Origin of the sequence: Rhizobium sp. SRDI969, assembly GCF_025152725.1 — a bacterium.
In the GTDB taxonomy this organism is placed as follows: Bacteria; Pseudomonadota; Alphaproteobacteria; order Rhizobiales; family Rhizobiaceae; genus Rhizobium; species Rhizobium leguminosarum_I.
Genome location: NZ_CP104035.1, coordinates 184036 through 204260, shown reverse-complemented (window position 1 = coordinate 204260; position 20225 = coordinate 184036). Strand labels below are relative to the sequence as shown.

The 20225-nt window shown below is 62.4% G+C and carries 20 protein-coding genes and 1 tRNA gene; 15 read left to right on the top strand and 6 right to left on the bottom strand.

Features of this window, described 5'->3' with window-relative positions; translation table 11 throughout:
- Position 1: 1 nt before the first annotated feature.
- Both N2A41_RS01025 and N2A41_RS01020 read left to right on the top strand, forming a co-directional pair.
- Positions 2-499, top strand: a complete 498-nt coding sequence (locus tag N2A41_RS01025; RefSeq protein ID WP_260110009.1) for a CAP domain-containing protein — start codon at positions 2-4, stop codon at positions 497-499.
- 85 nt (positions 500-584) lie between these two features.
- The gene (locus N2A41_RS01020; protein WP_260110008.1) at positions 585-1931 is read left to right on the top strand and encodes an MATE family efflux transporter; all 1347 of its coding nucleotides are present in this window, start codon (positions 585-587) and stop codon (positions 1929-1931) included.
- Here N2A41_RS01020 and N2A41_RS01015 read toward each other — a convergent pair.
- Positions 1907-2995 (bottom strand): quinone-dependent dihydroorotate dehydrogenase, encoded by a 1089-nt coding sequence (locus N2A41_RS01015; protein WP_017966897.1) that lies wholly within the window; start codon positions 2993-2995, stop codon positions 1907-1909. The genes N2A41_RS01020 and N2A41_RS01015 overlap by 25 nt on opposite strands.
- Positions 2992-3345: a DUF952 domain-containing protein gene (locus N2A41_RS01010; protein ID WP_222296416.1), complete on the bottom strand. Its 354-nt coding sequence runs from the start codon at positions 3343-3345 to the stop codon at positions 2992-2994. Before N2A41_RS01010 ends, N2A41_RS01015 begins: the two co-directional genes overlap by 4 nt.
- Positions 3346-3463: 118 nt before the next feature.
- Between N2A41_RS01010 and N2A41_RS01005 the strand changes: the two genes are divergently transcribed.
- From N2A41_RS01005 to N2A41_RS00985, 5 genes are all read left to right on the top strand, one after another.
- A complete protein-coding gene (locus N2A41_RS01005; protein WP_017966895.1) occupies positions 3464-3862 on the top strand; it encodes a hypothetical protein in 399 nt (132 codons plus the stop codon).
- Positions 3863-3954: 92 nt separating this feature from the next.
- On the top strand, positions 3955-4602 hold the full coding sequence (locus tag N2A41_RS01000) for a response regulator (protein WP_018072437.1): 648 nt from the start codon (positions 3955-3957) through the stop codon (positions 4600-4602).
- A gap of 122 nt (positions 4603-4724) precedes the next feature.
- Entirely contained in the window at positions 4725-5387 is a 663-nt protein-coding gene (locus N2A41_RS00995) for a S24 family peptidase (RefSeq protein WP_170279293.1), read from the top strand.
- An 11-nt stretch (positions 5388-5398) separates the two neighbouring features.
- Positions 5399-6109 carry a thermonuclease family protein gene (locus N2A41_RS00990; protein WP_260110007.1) on the top strand — a complete coding sequence of 237 codons (711 nt, stop codon included), beginning with the start codon at positions 5399-5401 and terminating at the stop codon, positions 6107-6109.
- A 102-nt stretch (positions 6110-6211) separates the two neighbouring features.
- Positions 6212-6625 carry a tellurite resistance TerB family protein gene (locus tag N2A41_RS00985; RefSeq protein ID WP_017966891.1) on the top strand — a complete coding sequence of 138 codons (414 nt, stop codon included), beginning with the start codon at positions 6212-6214 and terminating at the stop codon, positions 6623-6625.
- A 24-nt stretch (positions 6626-6649) separates the two neighbouring features.
- Here N2A41_RS00985 and N2A41_RS00980 read toward each other — a convergent pair whose 3' ends face one another.
- Complete coding sequence (locus tag N2A41_RS00980) at positions 6650-7525, bottom strand: transporter substrate-binding domain-containing protein (protein WP_260110006.1); 876 nt, start codon at positions 7523-7525, stop codon at positions 6650-6652.
- Positions 7526-8083: 558 nt separating this feature from the next.
- On the opposite strand from N2A41_RS00980, the gene N2A41_RS00975 reads away from it, so the two are divergent.
- On the top strand, positions 8084-10078 hold the full coding sequence (locus N2A41_RS00975; protein ID WP_260110005.1) for a methyl-accepting chemotaxis protein: 1995 nt from the start codon (positions 8084-8086) through the stop codon (positions 10076-10078).
- Positions 10079-10558: 480 nt separating this feature from the next.
- Positions 10559-11497 (top strand): IS110 family transposase, encoded by a 939-nt coding sequence (locus N2A41_RS00970; RefSeq protein ID WP_260110004.1) that lies wholly within the window; start codon positions 10559-10561, stop codon positions 11495-11497.
- A 167-nt stretch (positions 11498-11664) separates the two neighbouring features.
- Here the strand turns inward: N2A41_RS00970 and N2A41_RS00965 are convergent, their stop codons facing one another.
- On the bottom strand, positions 11665-12045 hold the full coding sequence (locus N2A41_RS00965) for a VOC family protein (RefSeq protein WP_260110003.1): 381 nt from the start codon (positions 12043-12045) through the stop codon (positions 11665-11667).
- A gap of 418 nt (positions 12046-12463) precedes the next feature.
- Between N2A41_RS00965 and N2A41_RS00960 the strand changes: the two genes are divergently transcribed.
- On the top strand, positions 12464-12742 hold the full coding sequence (locus N2A41_RS00960; protein WP_170279281.1) for a hypothetical protein: 279 nt from the start codon (positions 12464-12466) through the stop codon (positions 12740-12742).
- Between the two features lie 339 nt (positions 12743-13081).
- Here N2A41_RS00960 and N2A41_RS00955 read toward each other — a convergent pair whose 3' ends face one another.
- Positions 13082-14230 (bottom strand): helix-turn-helix domain-containing protein, encoded by a 1149-nt coding sequence (locus N2A41_RS00955; protein WP_170279280.1) that lies wholly within the window; start codon positions 14228-14230, stop codon positions 13082-13084.
- Between the two features lie 353 nt (positions 14231-14583).
- Between N2A41_RS00955 and N2A41_RS00950 the strand changes: the two genes are divergently transcribed.
- From N2A41_RS00950 to N2A41_RS00930, 5 genes are read left to right on the top strand one after another with little or no spacing between them, the layout of a single operon-like run.
- The gene (locus N2A41_RS00950; protein WP_170279279.1) at positions 14584-15630 is read left to right on the top strand and encodes a UDP-glucuronic acid decarboxylase family protein; all 1047 of its coding nucleotides are present in this window, start codon (positions 14584-14586) and stop codon (positions 15628-15630) included.
- On the top strand, positions 15630-16616 hold the full coding sequence (gene galE, locus N2A41_RS00945; RefSeq protein ID WP_260110002.1) for a UDP-glucose 4-epimerase GalE: 987 nt from the start codon (positions 15630-15632) through the stop codon (positions 16614-16616). The genes N2A41_RS00950 and galE overlap by 1 nt, the downstream gene beginning before the upstream one ends.
- Positions 16613-18520: a glycosyltransferase family 2 protein gene (locus tag N2A41_RS00940; protein WP_260110001.1), complete on the top strand. Its 1908-nt coding sequence runs from the start codon at positions 16613-16615 to the stop codon at positions 18518-18520. The genes galE and N2A41_RS00940 overlap by 4 nt, the downstream gene beginning before the upstream one ends.
- A gap of 19 nt (positions 18521-18539) precedes the next feature.
- Positions 18540-19478, top strand: coding sequence for a glycoside hydrolase family 26 protein (locus tag N2A41_RS00935; RefSeq protein ID WP_260111093.1), 939 nt, complete (start codon positions 18540-18542; stop codon positions 19476-19478).
- An 18-nt stretch (positions 19479-19496) separates the two neighbouring features.
- Positions 19497-20006 (top strand): DUF995 domain-containing protein, encoded by a 510-nt coding sequence (locus N2A41_RS00930; RefSeq protein WP_260110000.1) that lies wholly within the window; start codon positions 19497-19499, stop codon positions 20004-20006.
- Positions 20007-20136: 130 nt separating this feature from the next.
- On the opposite strand, the gene N2A41_RS00925 is transcribed toward N2A41_RS00930, so the two are convergent.
- Positions 20137-20210 (bottom strand) — tRNA-Gly (locus N2A41_RS00925).
- Between the last annotated feature and the right edge of the window lie 15 nt (positions 20211-20225).

The window sequence follows — 20225 nt, the reverse complement described above, 5'->3', positions numbered from 1 at the left end:
CATGACATCCATCGATCTTTCCAGACGCAGCCTGTTGCGCCTTTCCGGACTTGCGCTCGCCGCCGGCATCGCCGGCTGCACCACGACCCCGCGAATCGCTGGGACGCCTTCCGACGGCGAGGACGAGACGGCGAGCGTGCTGCCGCTCGTCAACCAGCTCAGGGCCAGAAACGGCCTGCCGCCGCTTACCGTCGATCCGGCGGCGAGCACTGCAGCCTTGTTCCAGGCGAAACGCATGGCGAGCGCCGGCAAGATGGCGCATCTGATGGGCATGACCGACAGCTTCGGTGCGCGCGTCAAGGCGAGCGGCGTGCGGCTGCCGGCGGCTGAGAATATCGCCGCCGGCCAGCAAAGCGTCGATGCCGTGTTGACGGCCTGGATCAACTCGCCGCATCACCTGGAAAACATGCTCGGTCGTTATGACGGTCTTGGCGTTGCCGTCGCCCATAATACATCTTCCAGGAACCTGCCCTATTGGGCCATGGTGCTTTCCAGCTGAGGTGATTCCGCCTGCAGCAGTTCAAGTGATGCAGCGTCTGTTGCGCGTCTGAAACGACGCGTGGCGCTGCCGCGACGAGGCCGGCATGGATACACGCAGCAATCACAACGCGCTTGCGTTCGACGTGACGCACCGGCTGGTGCTGTCGATCGCCATTCCGATGACGCTGGGGTTCATGACGACGCCGCTGCTCGGGCTGACGAACACCGCCGTCGTCGGCCGCATGGGCAATGCGGAGGCGCTGGCAGGGCTGGCGATCGGCGCGATGCTCTTCGATCTGATCCTCGGCAGCTTCAACTTCCTGCGCGCGTCGACGACCGGGCTGACGGCGCAGGCCTATGGCCGGCGCGACCAGCACGGGCAGCAGGCAGTGTTCTCCCGGGCGATAATTTCGGCGCTCGGCTGTGGACTGGCGCTGCTCGGTCTTTCGCCGCTGCTGATGGCGGCGGGGTTGAGGCTGATGGGGGCGGAAGGCGCGATCGCCGAGGCGACCAGCACCTATTTTTCGATCCGCATGCTGGCAGCACCGGCGGCGCTGGCGAATTATGCCATCCTGGGGTTCGTGCTCGGGCGCGGACAGGGCAATATCGGACTGCTGCTGCAGGCTGTTATCAACGGCATCAACATCCTGCTTTCCATCTATCTTGGCCTGACGCTCGACTGGGGCGTGGCGGGGGTTGCCTGGGGCACGATGGCCGGCGAAACGGTCGGCGCGCTCGCCGGGCTAGCCATTGTGCTGCGAGGCTTCGGCAAGGCAGCGCGGCCGGCATGGCCGGAGATCTTTTCCCGGCACCGGCTGGCCGAGCTTTTCGCGCTCAACCGCGACATCCTGATCCGCACCTTCGTGCTGATCGGCGCCTTCACCATCATGACGCGGATCGGCACCAGCTTCGGCGCGGTGACGCTTGCCGCCAATGCCGTGGTGATGAATTTCTTTCTGCTGTCGGGCTATTATCTCGACGGGCTTGCCAATGCCGCCGAACAGATCATCGGCCGGGCGATCGGCGCGCATTACCGGCCGGCCTTCGACCGTGGGCTGAAGCTCACGATCTTGTGGTCCTTCGGGCTGGCGGCTGTTGGCTCCGCCTTCTTCTTCCTCGCCGGTCCCTGGCTGATCTCGGTGCTGACGACCTCACCGGAGGTGCGGCAGGCGGCTGAAATCTATCTGCCCTGGGCGGCGGTGACGGGACTGACCGGAGCGCTCGCCTTCCTGATGGACGGGGTCTTCATCGGCGCCACGTGGTCGGTCGACATGCGCAACCGGATGCTGATCTCTTTTGCCGGCTATCTCGTGATGCTCGCGGTCTTCGTGCCGCTCTTCGGCAACCACGGCCTGTGGCTGGCGATGAACGCCTTCCTGCTCTTCCGCGGGTTCTTCCTGGCGACGCTGGTGAAGCGGCGGGCCGATCAGACCTTTCGCGCCGCCCAATAATCCAGCCGGGTGTCGCGCAAGTCGCGGATCGAGGCGGCCTTCTCGCGGTCCAGGAGTTTCGAGAGGCCGCGGACGATATCGCCGGCCAAGCCGGGGCCTTCATACACCATGCAGGAGTAGAGCTGGACCAGATCGGCACCCGCCCTGATCTTCTCGAGCGCGGTTTCGGCCGAGGAGACGCCGCCGACGCCGATGATCGGCAGATCAGGGCCGACACGCTTGCGCATCCTGGCGAGCACCGCCGTCGACTTTTCGAACAGCGGTACGCCGGAAAGGCCGCCCGCCTCCTTCGCCTGGCGCTGATCCTTGAGGCCGTCGCGCGACAGCGTGGTGTTGGAAACGATCAGGCCATCCAGCGCATGCGAGAGCGCCTCGGCAGCGATATCGTCCATACCTTCCTCGGTCAGATCAGGGGCGATCTTCAGAAAGACCGGGATCTTCCGGCCGGAAGTCGCTGCCATCTCGTCGCGCGCCGCAAGCACTGATGATAACAGCACCGCCAGGCTTTCGCGCCCCTGCAGGTCGCGCAGGCCGGGCGTGTTCGGCGATGAGATGTTGGCGGTGAAATAGCGCGCGACGGAATAAAAACGGCGGATGCCGGCGACATAGTCGGCGATGCGGTCCTCGCTATCCTTGTTGGCGCCGATATTGACGCCGATCATGCCACCGCCCCCTAGCGCGGCGAGGCGCCCGAAGGCGGCATCATGGCCTTCATTGTTGAAGCCGAGACGGTTGATGACGCCTTCATCCTCCACCAGGCGGAAGATGCGCGGCCGCGGATTGCCGGATTGCGGCTTCGGCGTCACCGTGCCGATCTCGGTAAAGCCGAAACCGAGCTTCAACAGCGCCTCCGGCACTTCGGCATTCTTGTCGTAGCCGGCGGCCATGCCGAGCGGATTTTCGAAGGTAAGGCCGGCAACGGTCTGGCGCAGGCGCGGATCGGGCGTCAGCTGGCAAGCGGGCACGAGGCCGGATTTCAAGGCGGCGATCGACATGCCGTGCGCCGTTTCCGGATCGAACAGGAAGAGACCCTTGCGGGCGAGACGCTTGAGGGGATCGATCATGACTGCAGCTCCGGAAAGACATGGGCGCCGGCTTCGTCGAGCGGCAGCGGCGCCTCCCAGAGCACGGCCGCAAGCGGCAGATCGGCGTAGAGATGCGGGAAGAGATCGCCGCCGCGCGAGGGTTCGAAGACCAGCTTGTCACCGAGGCCGCTGCCATCGACGGCAATCAGCAGCAGGCCGGACTGGCCGGCAAAATGCAAGGCGGCAGTTTGCTTCACCTGCTCCGCTGTCGAGAAATGGATGAAGCCATCCTTGAGATCAATGCCGGCGCCATGAAAAGTGCCGGTTTGTCTGGCTTGCTGCCAGAGCGTTTCCGTCACGATCTTGTAAAGGGTCGGTGTCAGGGTCATCATGGCCTCGCGATTGCTGGTCCTTGGTCACGAGGGCTTTGCCGGAAAGAGGCGGCGATGTCCACGCCCCGGCGCCGAAAAACGGGACCGCCACTGGCAAAATCCGGAGGATAAGAAGATGAAGGCATTCGTTATCACGCTTGGCGTTTTTCTGATGCCATTGGCGGCCGCGGCCGTCGAAACCGATGCGGGCCGCTTCCAGCTGGAGAAGAGCGGTGACCATTTCGTCCGGCTCGACCGGCAGACCGGGGCCATGTCGATCTGCCAGGACAAGGACGGCGCCCTCGTCTGCCGGATGGCCGCCGACGAGCGGGCGGCCTATGAGGACGAACTCGACCGGCTGTCAAAGCGGGTGACGGCACTCGAACAGGGCGGTGTGATCCAGCGTGCGCTGCCGAGCGATGCCGAGGTCGACCGTTCGATCAGCATCATGGAGCGGATGATGAAGAGTTTCATGGGGATGGTGAAGGAGTTCCAGGCCGAGGAAAACACCAATCCCCTTCCGCAGAAGACCTGATCTGATATAGTCGGTATGAGCAAGCCGGCATGCAACGCGGAGGGATGGCGTCGCATGCAAGGCATGATCGGGCTCTTGGGAGGGAGTTTTCGATGCAGGAACACACCATCATCATTGCGGACGATCACCCGCTTTTCCGTGACGCGCTGCGCCAGGCGGTGATCGGCATGGAAGGCCGGCAATCGATCGTCGAGGCCGGCGATTTCGCCGCCGCGCGCCGGGCCGCCGGCGCCCATGCGGATGCCGACCTGATGCTACTCGACCTCGCCATGCCCGGGGTCAGCGGCTTTTCCGGCCTGATGGCGCTGCGCTCCGAATTCGCCAGCCTGCCGATCGTCATCGTCTCGGCGACCGACGACGCGACGACCATCCGCCGGGCGCTGGAACTCGGTGCTTCTGGCTTCATTTCGAAATCCTCCGGCATCGACGACATCCGCCGCAGCATCCAGACGGTGCTTGCCGGCGACATTGCCACGCCCGAGAGCTATCGCGACGGCCAAGAGCAAGATCCCGATGTCGCCGACCTGATCCACCGCCTGCATACGCTGACGCCGCAGCAGAGCCGGGTGCTGACCATGCTCGGCGAAGGGCTGCTGAACAAGCAGATCGCCTACGAACTCGGCGTCTCCGAGGCGACGATCAAGGCGCATGTCTCGGCGATCCTGTTGAAACTCGATGTCGACAGCCGGACGCAGGCGGTCATCCAGCTCGGCAAGATCAATATGGCGATGGTCGCCTGAGCGATACATTTCCCTTTGGAAACAGGATTTTATTCCTCTTTCATCTTTACTCAGGCGGCACGGTCGATTAATATTCCGCCGGGTTGAAGCGCGGCGTTGAATGAGCCGCGACGGAATCGCGCATGCTGTCACACAACCAGATCTGGGAAGCGCTCGACAGGCTTGCCGAACGGCACGAGCTGACGCCATCCGGACTTGCGCGGCGCGCGGGGCTCGACCCGACCTCCTTCAACAAATCGAAACGCCTTTCCGCCGATGGACGGCTGCGCTGGCCCTCGACGGAATCGATCGCCAAGGTGCTCGACGCCACAGGCGCGAGCATGGAGCAGTTTCTGGCCTTCATGCGGCCGGACGGTGCTTTCGGACGGCAGGAAGGCGCATTTCCCCAGCGAGGCAACTCCATTCCGCTGCTCGGCTTCGCTCAAGCCGGCGCCGGCGGCTTCTTCGACGATGGCGGCTTTCCAGCCGGCCAGGGCTGGGACGTGGTGGAATTTCCGGCAGCCCCGGCACGGAAGGCCGGTGTCTATGCGCTGGAGGTGCAGGGCGAAAGCATGATGCCGCTCTACCGCGACGGCGACGTGCTGATCGTCGAACCGGGGGCACAGGTGCGCCGCAACGACCGCGTCGTCGTGCGCACAAACGAGGGCGAGGTGATGGCCAAGGTGCTGCTGCGCCAGAGCCCGCGGTCGATCGAGTTGATGTCGCTCAATCCCGAACATCCCAACCGCACCTTCGAGCTTTCCGACGTCGACTGGATCGCCCGCATCATCTGGGCCAGTCAATAGGAAGATATTCCATGCGCCCTGCCGCCTTCATCACAGGTATCACCGGGATGCTAGTGGTGGTCGGCCTGCTGATGGCGGGCGAAGCAAGGCTTGGCGGCGGCACTGCCGGCGACGCAAGGGCGTCCGCAGAGGCGACGGCGACCGCACCGGCGGATGCGGCCCCCGAAGCCGGCGAACCCGCGGCGATGTCGGACGAGCGTGCCGAAATGATTGCTCGCTCAGCAGAACCGGCCGCCCCACCCGCTTCGAGACCAAGCGAAAGCGCGGCAGCCAAATCCGCCGATGTCACTCAGCAAGCGCAGACCGCCACCCAGCAAGCGGCAAGTCCTGCCGCGAAAAAGGCGATGGAGCTGGCGCGGCCGGCGGTCGACAATGCAGGCATGCTTTCCTTTGGCGAGCGCAGGCTTCAGCTTGCCGGCATCGTGCCGACGCCGGTCGACAGGATATGCGGGCCGGCGGGCCGGCAATGGCCCTGCGGCATGATGGCGAAGACGGCGCTGCGCCTGCTGTTGCGCAACCGCAGCGTCACCTGCGATCTCGACACCGCGGAATGGAAGGAAATAGTAACGGCTGCCTGCCGGCTCGGCACAGAAGATGTCGGCGCATGGCTCGCCGAAAACGGCTGGGCGGAAGCCGCAGTGGGTTCGCCGCTTGCGGCTGCCGCCGAAAAGGCCCGGCAGGCAGGAAAAGGCCTTTACGGCGACGATCCACGACGCAAATAAACCGGCAGCCTTGGCGAGCGTTCGAACAGCCCGGATCGGGCCGATCCCTTGTAATGGCTGTCGCCAATTCCTAATCTGGGCTGATCGAAAAAGGAATCAGAGATGAACAAGCCGCTTTCTGCTCATGACGCACTGATCTACGTTATGGTGATGGCGTCCGCCGTCGACAGCACGATGAACGACAGGGAGCTGGAGAGGATCGGCCAACTGATCGGATTCCTGCCTGTTTTCCGGGATTTCGATGACGACAAGCTGATTGCGGTGGCGCGCGACTGCGCCGCGCTGCTCGCTGGGCCGGAAGGTCTCGACGTCGTGCTCGAAACCGTGCGCGACACCCTGCCCGCGAAACTCTACGACACTGCCTATGCGCTGGCCGTCGAGGTGGCATCCGCCGATCTCTCGGTCAAGGCGGAGGAATTGCGGCTGCTCAGCCTGCTGCGCGACCGGCTCGGTCTCGACAAGCTCACCTGCGCGGCGATCGAGCGGAGCGCCATTGCCCGCTTCCGCAAGGGCTGAGCGTGAGCAATTTGGACTGCGGCTTCAATAGAGCCCGTAGGGAAAATACCGCAGATAGATTTCCTGGAGGCGGCCGTTGCGCGACAGAGTGGCGAGCGCGTGATCGATGGCGGATGTCAGCACGCTGTCCTTCTGCCGCAGCATGATCGTCATGCCCTCGCCGAGGAAATGCTCGGAGAGGTAGGGGCCGTCGAATAGCGCGCAGCATTTGGCTGAGGCCGGCGAGGAAACCCAGAAGGAAAGCTGCAGCGCGTCGGCAAAGGCGGCATCGACCTTGCGGTCCTTGAGCGCCGCAAGCAGGGCGTCCTTGGTATCGAACGGCTCGGCCTTGAGCGTGGGGAAAAAGGCTGCCAGCATCGCTTCATGCACCGTCCCCCTGACGACGCCGACCGGATGGCTGGAAAGCGCGGCAGCGGTCTTTCCGTCGAGCGGCACGGCGAGATTGCGCACGAAGCGCGCCGGCAACATCAGATAAGGTCTGGAGAAGACGAATTGCTGACGCAGCTCCGGGGTCACGGCAAGACCGGCGATGATGGCATCGCCCTGTGAGGCGGCGAGCGCATCCCTGAGGTCGGCAAAGGGGAGCGCCTGGATCTGGCACTTGTCTGAAATCTCCAACTCGCTGCAGATTTCGCGGGCGAGGTCGACATTGAAGCCGGAGAGCTTGCCGTTCTGATCGGTGAAATTGAAGGGCGGGAAATCGACCGAGGTCAGGAAGCGCAATCGCACCAGCGAGGAGAGATCGGGCCTCGCAAGACGTTCGCGCGCGTCGAAGAGCAGCGGCAGCGAGGGCGCCGCCTGCTGGGCCGATGCGGCAAAACTTGAAAAAAGCACGCCCAGAAACAGCCCGAGCGCGAAAAAACCCTTCAGAGTCAGGGATGCCAGCTTGGATTGCATCATCGTGATCTTGGTCTCTGGGTTAAGCGCGAAACGTGCGGCGTCGTTGAGATGTATCAGAGTCATGCGCGGCGGGGAATATGTGTGGGAGTGAGGGGAGCAGATGGGGGTCGCGAACTCACCAACATCGTAGCAGCGCGGCACCCTCTGACGCCCCTCATCCTTGTACGTTGCTGTTGCTGTATAAGGGGGCTGCGCGACGGGGATGCGTGTCATCCTTGGGTCTTGAACTCGTACCTCAGCAAGCATCTCCGTCGCCATGCCTTTATACAGCAACAGCAACGTACAAGGATGAGGCTCTCTGCCGGCCATGGCAGCGCACCCGAGACGACAATTCAGCCCCTAAAAATCACAGTCATCCGCCGCACTCTGTTAGCGCGGAATTAAAGAATATCGCCTCTTATTTGTTGCGACGACATCGGACCCGCCAGCCGATCGCATGATGCAAGCGTCAGCCCAAACCTAATCCCTAAACCGCGATATTGAAGCAGCGTTTTCTGCAACAATTGATTTCACATCACCGGGCACGCGAGCACGCCCCGTCAATCAGGTGACATTTCCATGCTGAAGCATCTGAAAATCCGCACAAAAATCATCTCGGTCGTGGCGCTCATGGGGCTGATCACGATGACCGGGCTAATCTATGTCATTTCCGAGTTCCGCCATGCGGACGCCGCCTACAGCGCCTTCATCGACCATGAGGCGCAGGCCTCGATGCTGAGCGCGCGCGCCAGCGCATCGGCGGTGGCCTCGGTGCTGCAGGTCACCCTGCTTGCCGACATAAAGCCCGATACGCCGGAATTCCAGACGGCGCTCGCCACACCGAGCAAGCTGCCGCAGGCGCGGGACCGCATGAAGCAGGCGCTGGCGCTGGTGCCCAGCCGCAAGCCGGCGATCGATGAAATTCAGGCGGGCATCGATGAGATCGAAACACTGGCGAACAAGATCATCGAACAGAGCAAAGCCAAGGACAGCGCCGGCGCCCAGGCGAATGTTGCCCTGATCAATGCCAAGCTCAATGCGCTGACGCCGAAGATGATCGCCAACAATGATGCGATGATGGCGATGCTCAATGATGGTGGCGACGCACTCTCGGCTTCCGTCAACGGGCGGATCGTCTTCTGTTTCATTCTGATCGGCATAGCGGTTCTCGCCGCCGTCGGTTTCAGCGTGGTCGTCGCCCAGATGGGCATCGCCGGCCCGATGACGCAGCTGCGCCAGCGCATGAGCCGGCTTGCCGAGGGCGATACAACAAGCGATGTCAGCGGGCTCGACCGCGGCGACGAAGTCGGCCAGATGGCGAAGGCCGTTTCGGTCTTCCGCGACAACGCGATCGAGCGTGGCCGGATTGAGGCGCGCGCAGAAGCCGACCGCAATGTCAGCGACAGCGAGCGCCGCGAACGCGAGGCGCAGAAGGTCCGCGAAGCATCCGAACTAGAACGCGCCGTCACTGCACTCGGCGACGGCCTGCGCCGCCTTGCCGCCGGCGATCTTGCCTCGCATATCGCCGAACCCTTCGTCGCGCATCTCGATGCGCTGCGTGAGGATTTCAACAACTCGGTCGAGAAGCTCAACGAAACCCTGCATACGGTCGGCGCCAATGCCCGGGCGATCGGCGCTGGCGCCAATGAAATCCGCTCTTCCGCAGACCAGCTTTCCCAGCGGACGGAACAACAATCGGCCTCCGTCGAAGAGACGGCAGCGGCGCTGGAGGAGATCACCACGACGGTGCGCGACGCCGCCAAGCGGGCCGAGGAGGCGAGCCAGCTCGTCGCCCGTACCCGCCTCGGCGCTGAAAAATCCGGCGAAGTCGTCCGCAAGGCGGTCTCCGCCATGCAGCAGATCGAGAAGTCGTCGGGTGAAATCTCCAACATCATCGGCGTCATCGACGACATCGCCTTCCAGACCAACCTGCTCGCTCTGAACGCAGGCGTCGAAGCGGCCCGCGCCGGCGATGCCGGCAAGGGCTTTGCGGTCGTCGCCCAGGAAGTGCGCGAGCTTGCCCAACGCTCGGCGAAGGCCGCCAAGGAGATCAAGGCGCTGATCAGCACCTCCGGCACGCATGTGCAGACCGGCGTCTCGCTGGTCGGCGAGACCGGCAAGGCGCTCGACGCCATCGTCCAGGAGGTGCAGGAGATCAACCAGCACGTCCACGCGATCGCCGAGGCCTCCCGCGAACAGTCGATCGGCCTGCAGGAGATCAACACCGCGGTTAACACCATGGACCAGGGCACGCAGCAGAATGCGGCGATGGTCGAGGAATCCACCGCCGCCAGCCACAACCTGGCAACGGAAGCGGCAGCGCTCAACAACCTGCTCGGCCAATTCAGGCTGACCGGCACCGGCGGCTTCGTCGGCAGCGCCCCAATCGCCACAGCAGCACCTCGCGCTGCCGCCCGCCCGGCAGCCAGGGCAGCCCCGATCCGCGTCGCCCGCGAAGGTGCTGCCCGCCCGGCCGCCTCGCCGGCCCGTGCTCTCGGCCAGAAAATCGCCAACGCCTTCGGCGCCGGCAGCAGCACGTCGCCGAGCCAGGATCCCGACTGGACGGAATTCTGAGCCGACCTCGGCACGAGGCACGGCTGTCCGGTTCGCGGCGATGGCTCACCCAGCCTGCGAGAGGTCGGCAAGGAATGGAGAGCTCGCGGCGTACCCTCTTCTCCCCTCGGGGAGAAGGTGCCGGCAGGCGGATGAGGGGGCCACACGGCACATCCTTCACGTAAAATCTATTCCGGTACTCCGGCGGCAACGCCAGTTCCCAGCGCCCTGAATACGGTCGAGACGAGGTCATCGCGGCCGAAACCTGCATGGGCTTTGTTGAATAGACCGGCTTCGCCGGCCCCCTTGTATCTGCATGTTAGATTTTATGTGCGATGGAAGCGATTGAGCCTCTGGCTGGGTGGCCACCCAGCCAGAGGCGTGACGAAGTCGCCCGTTTCCCCCTCCGGTTACAACCGTGGATGAGCCTGGGATCTTCGTCATCGTCACGTACGACCGAATAGTCGCTTGGCTTCAACCGCACGCACAAGGCAGGTTACCGTGAACAGAGTTATATGTGGAGTGGATGTTTCGAAGGACTGGCTGGATGCGTTTATCCGCCCGTCCGGGGTTTTTGAGCGTTTCAGCAACGATGCGGCCGGCATCGGCGCGCTGGCTGCGCTCTGCCGGGAGCAGGGTGTCGAGCTCGTCGTCATGGAGGCGTCGGGCGGCTACGAGCGTTCGGCCTTCCTGCTGTTGTGGGAGTTGGGGATCGCCTGCGCGCTTGCCAATCCGCGCCATGTGCGCCGCTTTGCCGAGGCCATGGGCTTTCTGGAAAAGACCGACCGGATCGATGCGGCGATGATCGCCGATTATGCCGAGGCCAGGCGGCTGTCTGCCCTGCCGCCGCCGAAAGCCGCGCAGCTGCGGCTGTCGGCGCTGATGACGCGGCTGTCTCAGGTCACCAGCGATCTGACCGTCCAGAGGCAGCGCCGCAGTGCTGCCCGCGATCAGCAGAGTGTGGCAAGCCTCGACGAAGTGATCGCGCTTCTGGTGCGCCAGAGCCGCACCCTTGAGGGCGAGATTGCCTCGATGATCGACGACGATCCGCTCTGGGCCTGCCTCAACCAAGCCTTTCGCTCGATCAAGGGGGTGGCGGACCGTACCGTTGCCCGGCTGATGGCCGAACTGCCCGAAATCGGCCGAATCTCCAACAAGGCGATCGTCAAACTGGCCGGCCTGGCGCCGATTGCCAACGATAGCGGCAAACGCAGCGGACCCCGGCCGGTGCGCCGCGGGCGCTCCGGACCGCGTGGCATCCTGTTCCTGGTCGCCGCCACCGCGGCCAGGTACGATCCGCATTTGGCTGCCTTCAGGCAAAGGTTGCAGAGCGCTGGCAAGCCAAAAATGGTTATCCGCATTGCGCTCGCCCGAAAACTGCTGGTCATTCTCAATGCAAAAGCACGGGATGCGCGAAGAGAATTCGAATGCGCAACTTGACAACCCAGATAGTCGCTCATCCGCCCTACGGGCACCTTCTCCCCGCTGGGGAGAAGAGGGAATCGAGACGTTGCGGCATACCCCTTCGCCCCGTATACGGGGAGAAGGTGGCGGCAGCCGGATGAGGGGCGGACGGCGGCGGCCGTCCTTTCCTTTTGGGGTGTCGTCTAACCCGGCCGCCAGCCGATCTCGACGAGGATGTTTCCTGGCGCCGTGCAATAAAACAGCCAGCCGCCGCGCATGGCGGCCGGCGGACCGGACAGGTCAGCACCGGCAGCCGCGAGCCCGGCATGGACCGCATCGACATCCGCCCTTTCGGGCAGAATGAAGCCGATGTGATAGGTCTGGCGCCCGATCTCCACCTGATCGGCGGTGCCGAATTTTGCGATTGCGTGGCTGAGGACGATTTCAAGGCCGGCATCGTCTTCGAGGATCGCCAGGCCATTCTGGCCGCGCATATCCTTCAGTCTCAGGCCGAAATGGCGGATGAAGAAATCCGCCGTGACAGCGATATCGGGTACGTGGAAATCGAGGTGGTTCAAGTGCATGACAGTCTCCGTTCGGAAAAATCCCGGGACTGCCTTTTTGCCGTCTCCGCACGCCGCCGGGATCCCGCATCTTGATGCGGATCACGTCGCGGGTTCTCGTGCCATGGCACGGAGCAGAGCTTCGCCAGAGCGCTTAACGCTCCAATGGAAGGGATCGGGCTTACCTCAACCGATCCTGCCTTTTTCGACGATGCCGATCTAGCAGACGGCACCGGTTTCGGCAATGGATGGGTCGGCGCGACTGGTGGAACGGGATTTTCACCCTCATATCAGCAGGTGGATGTCGTCCCGCCAGCCGCTCGATCACGGCGTCCCCGGCGACGCCCGAAGGATTGAAGCATGGCATGGGCATTCGTGTCGTGAACTCTATCCGGCGAGGTGTAGAGTGATATTATCCACGGCATTGGGAGGGATGGACATGAAAGCTGCAACTATCGGCCTCGTCGGCACGCTCGTTCTCGCGGGCTGCAACACCGTCAGCTACGGCGGACCGGGCCTCGAACCTATCCCCGGCAGCATTACCTATAGCGGCCAACCGCGCACTAAACTCACCAAATCACCTGTTGGTTCCGCCTTCCCGCATGATTTCATTGACCAATACGGCCGGCAGGTGGAGGAGACCTACATCATCCAGCCCGACCGGAGCCTGATCATCGGCCATCGGCAATACAAGCCGATCCGGTTCTTCGGGGATTAGGCTTGGTCGGCGTGGTTTGCGGGAGATGGAGCGGTGAAGGGCAACCTTGCGCTATGAGCGATCATTGCTGGCATCGCAAAACTGACTATTCTGCGACGCTGCATATCGCCCGGTCATTGGCGCGGCCGGCCAGGTGACGTGGGGGACAGCACGGGTGGTGTGCCCCAAGTGGAACAGCTTGCCATTACCGTGCCGGTGATCTTGAGGTTGTTGTCCTTTTGCATCTGGCTCAGCGCCGCGCGCGTGTCCGTCGACGACGCCAGTCAGGAAGCCAGCGTAATGACGTACGCAGTCAACCCCGACAGCACGTGGATGACGATCCGCCTGAGACCTGTTAGATCAACGCGACAGGGCCAGCCAATCACCGATCGTTTTTCCGTAACGCCGCGTGGAGCGGATGGCCGGAGCCGGCCGCTGTTGGGTTGCCGCCGTCCTTCGGATCTCACGCGGGCTCAGCCCGAATTCGTGGATGAAGGCGCGCGTAAAATTGGCGGCGACCTCGAAACCGGCGGCTTCTGCGATTTCCGCAATCGGCCTGTGGTCGGCCGAATTGTTGAGATCCGCATAGGCCTGCAGCAATCGCCGCTTGCGAATATAATTGAGCACGCCTCCGCTCGCCTCAAACAGCTGGTAAAGCCGCGTCCGCGAAATCCCCAACGCGCGGCACATCATGTCCGGTGTCAGGTTTTCCGAATGGAGATTGACGTGAATGTAGCGGTGCGCCCGCTCCATCAGTCCCATGTTGGTCTGGTTTTGACCGGTGTCAGTCGTTGTGGACGATGCGGCGCCCGCAACGACCATATCGCCGATGGTTTGGATGATCCGGGGCACTTCCTCTATCGTCAGATTGCCGAGGTTCGTTTCGAGGCCCGTGAGATAACCCGTGAGCAACTCGGCGTGGCTGCCGGAAAGAACCGTGTTGCCGGCGCTCTGGAGAAGGCTCGCATCGCGAGCCAGCAGCTCATACGGCAGGAACACTAGCAAGGCTTCGGTATCGGTCATCCGTCCGCGATACGGGCTGCCGACAGACATGAAAAGTATCTCGCCGGCACTGGTCTCGGTGACACGACGGTTGACCTCGGTCCAGGCTTGGCCGCTGCGCTGCAGGGCGACGTTCCAATGGTCGATGGGGCTCGATCGAAGCATGGCCTGATCGCGGACATATCTGTGGGCCTGCGCGCGTTGCTGGACGATGAGGATATCGCCGAGGTGCCAGCCGATCTGCTCCGCGAGGAACCCGTCTTCCGGTGATTTTCCCTCCGGCAGATGAACATCCACGAGCGGCGCCATATGTGCCCGCCAGGCCTGGAATTGTTCTGCCGGTGGCAGGTTCTGCGTCGAGAATCGCAGCGGCTCAAGTGCAGGGGAGGCATGGGGTGGGCGTTCCTTGCGCAAGGCCGGTTCACGCGGCCAGCGCCGCCGCTCCATATGCGCCGGCCGTTCCTGTTCCGCGGCAGCATCATCGTCGGAATCAGACCCTGTAGTCATCCAATTCCTCCAGCGCATAACCCGACCCGAGCCATGGAAATTGAGAAAAGCAATTGTTTTTGCGGCTGAAATCTCCGCAGAACTCCGTCTGAAAAAGCGGAAGTGCTCGACGAGTCACCTCCATGAGTTGCTTATCATATTCCTTTTCGCTCCGAAATGTACGGAGCGATAATTTCCAGGACGTGAGGATAACGACAATAGCCTTTCTTAGCTGTATCTAAATAAACATCGGTTCGTTCCAAAAGAAAAACCGGACGAACAAAATATTCGCATGATTGAACGACTTAATTTCGCTGTATAGCGAAGTACATACCGAATATCCCATAGCAAAACCTGAAACACGGGAGGTAGTCGTGAACTATCTTGGTAAGATTCGTGCGCGCTCTGTGCAAACTTCGGCTGGTGATGCAAATAATCCATCCGGAATATCTCGTGCTCCCAAGAGAGTTCTTGTCACCGGCGGCGCAGGCTTCCTCGGATCACATCTGTGCGAGACGCTTTTGGCCGCCGGACACCAGGTGATCTGCCTCGACAACTTTTCCACCGGCATGCGGCGCAATATCGTCCATCTGAAGCGAGTCGATCGCTTCAATGTCGTCGCCCACGATATCGTCCAGCCGCTCGATCTGGAAGTCGACGAGATCTATAATCTCGCCTGCCCGGCATCGCCCCCGCATTATCAGGCCGATCCGATCCATACGACAAAGACCTGCGTGCTGGGCTCCCTCAACCTTCTGGAGCTGGCCGCGCGCACCGGCGCACGCATCCTTCAGGCATCCACCTCCGAAGTCTACGGCGACCCGAACGTCCACCCTCAAGTCGAAAGCTACTGGGGCAACGTCAATTCGTTCGGGCCGCGCTCCTGCTACGACGAGGGCAAGCGGTGCGCAGAGACGCTGTTCTTCGACTTCCACAAGACGCACGGCGTCGAGGTCAAGATCATCCGCATCTTCAACACCTATGGCCCGCGGATGCGTCCGGACGACGGCCGCGTCGTCTCGAATTTCATCGTTCAGGCCCTGACGGGGCAGGACATCACGATATATGGCGACGGTTCGCAGACCCGCTCGTTCTGTTTCGTCGATGATCTCATCGGCGGCATGGTCCGCATGATGGCCTCACCGTCGTCGCTGACGGGGCCTGTCAATCTCGGCAATCCGGGCGAATTCACGATCCGGGAGCTGGCCGAGCAGGTGATCGGATTGACCGGCTCGCGGTCGCAAATCATCCACCGCGCTCTGCCGGTTGACGACCCCCGTCAGCGTCGCCCCGATATTTCGCTTGCCATGCAGGAACTCGACTGGCGGCCGAAGATCGACTTGTCGAGCGGCCTTCGTCAGACGATCGACTATTTCGATGGCCTTCTCACCCGTCCGGCACGCGAACTGGAGGCGGTCTGATGGATGCGCCCCGGGTCCTTGTCACGGGTGGTGCCGGCTATATCGGCAGCCACACCGCCAAGCTCCTCCGCTCGGAGGGGATTGAGCCTGTCGTCTACGACAATCTCACGACCGGAAACCGTTCGTCCGTGCGCTGGGGGCCCTTCGTCGAAGGTGACGTCCTCGACTCGTCATGCCTGATCGAGGTCATCGAGAAATATGCTCCCGATGCCGTTATCCACTTTGCCGCCTCGGCCTACGTGGGCGAGTCCGTGGAAAACCCAGCGAAATATTACAACAACAATGTCTGCGGTGCATTGTCGCTTATCGATGCCTGCCGGCAGACGGGGCTTCAGAACGTCATCTTCTCATCGAGCTGTGCCGTCTACGGCGTCCCCTACGTGCTGCCGATCGATGAGACGTTGCCGAAGGCTCCGATCAATCCCTACGGCAAGACCAAGCTGATGTTCGAGCATATGCTCGCCGATTATGCGGCGGCCTACGGCCTGCGGTATGTTGCCCTGCGTTACTTCAATGCCTGTGGAGCCGATCCGGACGGCGAGCTTGGCGAATGGCACGTTCCGGAAACCCATCTCATTCCGCGGGCGCTGCTCGCCGCGGCCGGCCGGATTCCGCACCTGGAGATATTCGGCGATGATTACGATACCCCTGACGGCACCTGCATAAGGGACTATATCCACGTCGCCGATCTCGCGCGCGCCCATGTTCAGGCCTTCACTCATCTCGCCAAAGGCGGAGCAAACCTCACTGTCAACCTCGGCACCGGGCGGGGTTTTTCCATCAGGGACGTCCTGCGCGTGATCGAGGAAACGACCGGGTGCGAAGTCCCGGTCGTCATCCATCCACGCCGGCCGGGCGATCCGGCCAGCCTCTACGCCGACGCCAGCCTGGCCCGCGAGACGCTCTGCTTCCAGCCTCGATATTCCGACCTCGAAACCATCGTGCGGACGGCGGCTCCGTTCTTCGGACTGGAGGCGCGCGCGTGACCGAACTTGCGATTAGCCAAACAACGCATGCTCCGGAACCCTCGCACGAGCCGTTTCTTGTCCCGGTTCTCACAGGACATCGGCGGGCCGAATATCTGTTCTTGACGGCCGTATGGGCCTGCGCCTTCGCCTATTTCTGGATCTGGTGGCTGGAGCCGCGCCATCACGTCGATCTCTTCGGCACAATTACGGTGAGCCTGGTTCTTGCCTGGGTTACCGCTCTGCCGGCCTATTTCATCGTCGTCTTCTATCGGGCGGCAAGACCGAACGGTCCCTTGCGCCTGCCGGCGGGCAGTCGAGTGGCCATGGTCGTGACCAAGGCGCCGGCGGAACCCTTCGCGGTCGTCCGTGAAACCCTGCTGGCAATGCTTGCCCAGGAGGTGGAACACGACACCTGGCTTGCCGACGAAGACCCTTCCCCCGAGACTCTCGACTGGTGCTCCGGGCACGGGGTCTTCGTCTCGACCCGCAAGGGGCGATCCGATTATCATCGGACATCGTGGCCCCGGCGCACGCGGTGCAAGGAAGGCAATCTCGCCTTTTTCTACGACCACTACGGCTACAGCCGTTACGATTTCGTGGCGCAACTCGATGCGGATCATGTTCCCGCGCCCGACTATCTCTTCCACATGCTGCGTCCGTTCGCCGATCCAAAGGTCGGCTATGTCTCGGCCCCCAGCATTTGCGACAAGAACGCTTCCGAAAGCTGGTCGGCACGTGGAAGGCTTTATGCCGAAGCCAGCATGCATGGCTCGCTCCAAGCCGGTTACAATGGCGGCCTGGCGCCGCTGTGCATAGGGTCGCATTACGCGGTACGCACCGTCGCCCTCCAACAGATCGGCGGCCTCGGTCCGGAGTTGGCTGAAGACCATTCGACGACATTGATGATGAATGCCGGCGGCTGGCGGGGTGTGCATGCGCTGGATGCCATCGCCCATGGTGACGGCCCCAGAACCTTCAGCGATCTCGTGACGCAGGAATTCCAGTGGTCGCGCAGCCTGGTCATGGTGCTGTTGCGGTACACGCCGAGCCTCGTCGGCCGGCTGCCGCCCCGACTCAGGTTCCAGTTCCTCTTTTCGCAACTCTGGTATCCGCTTTTTGCGTTCTTCATGTTGCTCATGTTTGCGTTGCCGATCATCGCGCTCGTGCGCGGCCAGAACTTCGTGACGGTGACCTACCCCGATTTCCTGGCGCATTTCGCACCGCTTTCTATCGCTCTCGTGGTGATGGCTTATCGCTGGCGCGCCAGCAGCTCGTTCCGCCCCTACGACGCCAAGATCCTGAGCTGGGAATGCATGCTCTTTCTCTTTGCGCGCTGGCCCTGGGCGCTGGCCGGCACGCTGGCTGCGGTGCACGATTTCGTGACAGGCTCCTTCGTCGATTTCCGCGTCACGCCGAAAGGGCGGTCCGAAGTCGATCTGCTGCCGGTGCGTGTCCTGGCGCCCTACGCTTTACTGGCGCTCATCGCCGTATTGCCCGCCCTGGCAATCGGCCATGCCGGTGCCTCCAAGGGGGGTTACTTCTTCACCATCCTGAACGCGGCAATCTACTGCGCGCTGCTGTTGGTCATCGTCGGGCGCCATTCGAAGGAAAATACCGTTGCGGCGGCCCCGCGTTTCTACCGTCCCGCGATGGCGACCGCGCTGCTTGCGCTCGTCGCGCTGCCGGGGCTTGCAACCATCATGCGCGGAAAGGATGCGGCCGAGGCACTCGCCTGGGGCAGCGGCCGCCTTCAGCTGTTCGAAGAGCGCTATGCCGTCTCCGGTGCGGGCCTGGGCGGGACCGCCCTGCGCACGATCTTCTTCAAACCACGATGGATTTCCGATCCGGAGGAGATCCAACTGAGAACGGATGCCGCTCAACCGGAGTTGCGGCCGAGCGTGGAGGAATTACACAATGCATAGCCCATCCAAAATAGCCCTATTGTCGTTAACCGGCCTGCTGCTGTCGGGAGTCGCGGTCCTGCCGCCCGCCCTGGGCAGCTTTGCCGAAGGGCAGCCGCTTGCAATGACGACATCGTCCATTGCGCCGCCGACCAAAATGCCGGTTGTCACGAACGAGTCGATCACGTTCGGCGCCTATGACCCGCACGGAGATTTAGGCGCCTCGTCCGATTCGAAGATCGAACACCTCTTCCTGCCCTGGGAAGATGTCGACCTGCGCACCCTCGCCCTCGCCGACGATTATGCGCAAGCGCGTGGCCGCACCCTGCTGATCTCGGTCGAGCCCTGGACCTGGTCGACCGATTGGCGCCAAACCCCGCAGGAACTGCTGCACAGCATCCTCAACGGTTCGCGCGACGCGAACATGGCCGCCGTCTGCTCGACTGCTGCCAAGCTGAAAAGTCCGGTCATCATTCGCTGGGGACAGGAAATGGACGAAACCGACAGCCAGTTCTCCTGGTCGCATTGGCAGGGCGCCGATTATGCCAAGGCCTATCGCCGGATGGTGGAGGTCTGCAAGGTCCACCTGAAGACGGCCAAATATATGTGGTCCCCGAAGGGCAATGAGGGGCTTCAAGCCTTTTATCCCGGCAACGATGTCGTCGATCTCATCGGGCTCTCGGTCTTTGGCCTGGAGCGATACGACAGGGACAAGACTGGCCGTGACCAGACATTTGCCGAGCACCTTGCGCCCGGATACGCCCGTGTCGCCGGTTACGGCAAGCCCATCATGGTTGCCGAACTCGGCTACGAAGGCAGCGATTCCTACGTGCGAAACTGGGCCGAGAGCGTAACGAAACGCTATCCTCAGTTCCCGGCGCTCAGCGCCGTTATCTACTTCAACGACCGCGAAGTCTATCCGTGGCCGGACGGCTATGGCCGCCCCGACTGGCGGGTCGTCCGCGAAAGTATCAATTGAACAAGAAGGAACCTGACCATGTCCATGCTTCAAAAAATGCTCCTGGCCGTGGCTCTGACCAGCGGTATCGCCACGGCCGCGTCCGCTGCCGGAACCAATGAGCCTAAGGGCATAGAGACCGCAAAGCCGATGAGCAGCGCGGAAATCTATCGGCTCTACAACCAGAATTCCTGGATGTGGAAAGCCGGCGCCGGCTACTTCTCTACAAAGGCGCGTCGCTTTACCGCCTGGTCTCGGGAAAATGGCTCGCCGTCCTTCGGCACGGGCCGCTGGTTCATCACGGAACCGGGTAAACTCTGCTTCAACGCCGACTGGCACGCCAAGACCGGAACGGCGACGGCAATCACCTGCTTCAGCCACCGCAAGAAGGGCGGCCTGATCTATCAGAAACGCGAACCGGACGGTCAATGGTACGTTTTCAAGAGCGCACCGGCACAAGCCACCGACGAATTCGCAAAGCTTCGCCATGGCGACTACGTGAGTTCTCAATTTGGGGGAATTGAGATGAGCGTCAGTAAGACCAGATAAAGGCGAAGTTAGGGGTTGCGCGCGGCCGAGGCGCCATCTGTTTCCTTGTAGGCGCCGATGCCTGCGCGCAACCCTTTTCATAAAAGATCGCGAAGTGCCTTGAAAAGGCGGCGAACGGGCTGAGGGTAAATGGAGCGGGTGAAGGGAATCGAACCCTCGTATTCAGCTTGGGAAGCTGCTGCTCTACCATTGAGCTACACCCGCGATGAAGCGAGATTT

Excerpts from the sequence above, each read along its gene's own strand:
- N2A41_RS00930 (WP_260110000.1), top strand. The coding sequence starts at position 19,497 with ATGTCCATGCTTCAAAAAATGCTCCTGGCCGTGGCTCTGACCAGCGGT.
- N2A41_RS01025 (WP_260110009.1), top strand. The coding sequence starts at position 2 with ATGACATCCATCGATCTTTCCAGACGCAGCCTGTTGCGCCTTTCCGGA.
- N2A41_RS01010 (WP_222296416.1), bottom strand. The coding sequence starts at position 3,345 with ATGACCCTGACACCGACCCTTTACAAGATCGTGACGGAAACGCTCTGG.
- N2A41_RS01015 (WP_017966897.1), bottom strand. The coding sequence starts at position 2,995 with ATGATCGATCCCCTCAAGCGTCTCGCCCGCAAGGGTCTCTTCCTGTTC.
- N2A41_RS01005 (WP_017966895.1), top strand. The coding sequence starts at position 3,464 with ATGAAGGCATTCGTTATCACGCTTGGCGTTTTTCTGATGCCATTGGCG.
- N2A41_RS01020 (WP_260110008.1), top strand. The coding sequence starts at position 585 with ATGGATACACGCAGCAATCACAACGCGCTTGCGTTCGACGTGACGCAC.
- N2A41_RS00960 (WP_170279281.1), top strand. The coding sequence starts at position 12,464 with ATGAAAGCTGCAACTATCGGCCTCGTCGGCACGCTCGTTCTCGCGGGC.
- N2A41_RS01000 (WP_018072437.1), top strand. The coding sequence starts at position 3,955 with ATGCAGGAACACACCATCATCATTGCGGACGATCACCCGCTTTTCCGT.
- galE (WP_260110002.1), top strand. The coding sequence starts at position 15,630 with ATGGATGCGCCCCGGGTCCTTGTCACGGGTGGTGCCGGCTATATCGGC.
- N2A41_RS00975 (WP_260110005.1), top strand. The coding sequence starts at position 8,084 with ATGCTGAAGCATCTGAAAATCCGCACAAAAATCATCTCGGTCGTGGCG.
- N2A41_RS00965 (WP_260110003.1), bottom strand. The coding sequence starts at position 12,045 with ATGCACTTGAACCACCTCGATTTCCACGTACCCGATATCGCTGTCACG.
- N2A41_RS00985 (WP_017966891.1), top strand. The coding sequence starts at position 6,212 with ATGAACAAGCCGCTTTCTGCTCATGACGCACTGATCTACGTTATGGTG.
- N2A41_RS00990 (WP_260110007.1), top strand. The coding sequence starts at position 5,399 with ATGCGCCCTGCCGCCTTCATCACAGGTATCACCGGGATGCTAGTGGTG.
- N2A41_RS00980 (WP_260110006.1), bottom strand. The coding sequence starts at position 7,525 with ATGATGCAATCCAAGCTGGCATCCCTGACTCTGAAGGGTTTTTTCGCG.
- N2A41_RS00955 (WP_170279280.1), bottom strand. The coding sequence starts at position 14,230 with ATGACTACAGGGTCTGATTCCGACGATGATGCTGCCGCGGAACAGGAA.
- N2A41_RS00995 (WP_170279293.1), top strand. The coding sequence starts at position 4,725 with ATGCTGTCACACAACCAGATCTGGGAAGCGCTCGACAGGCTTGCCGAA.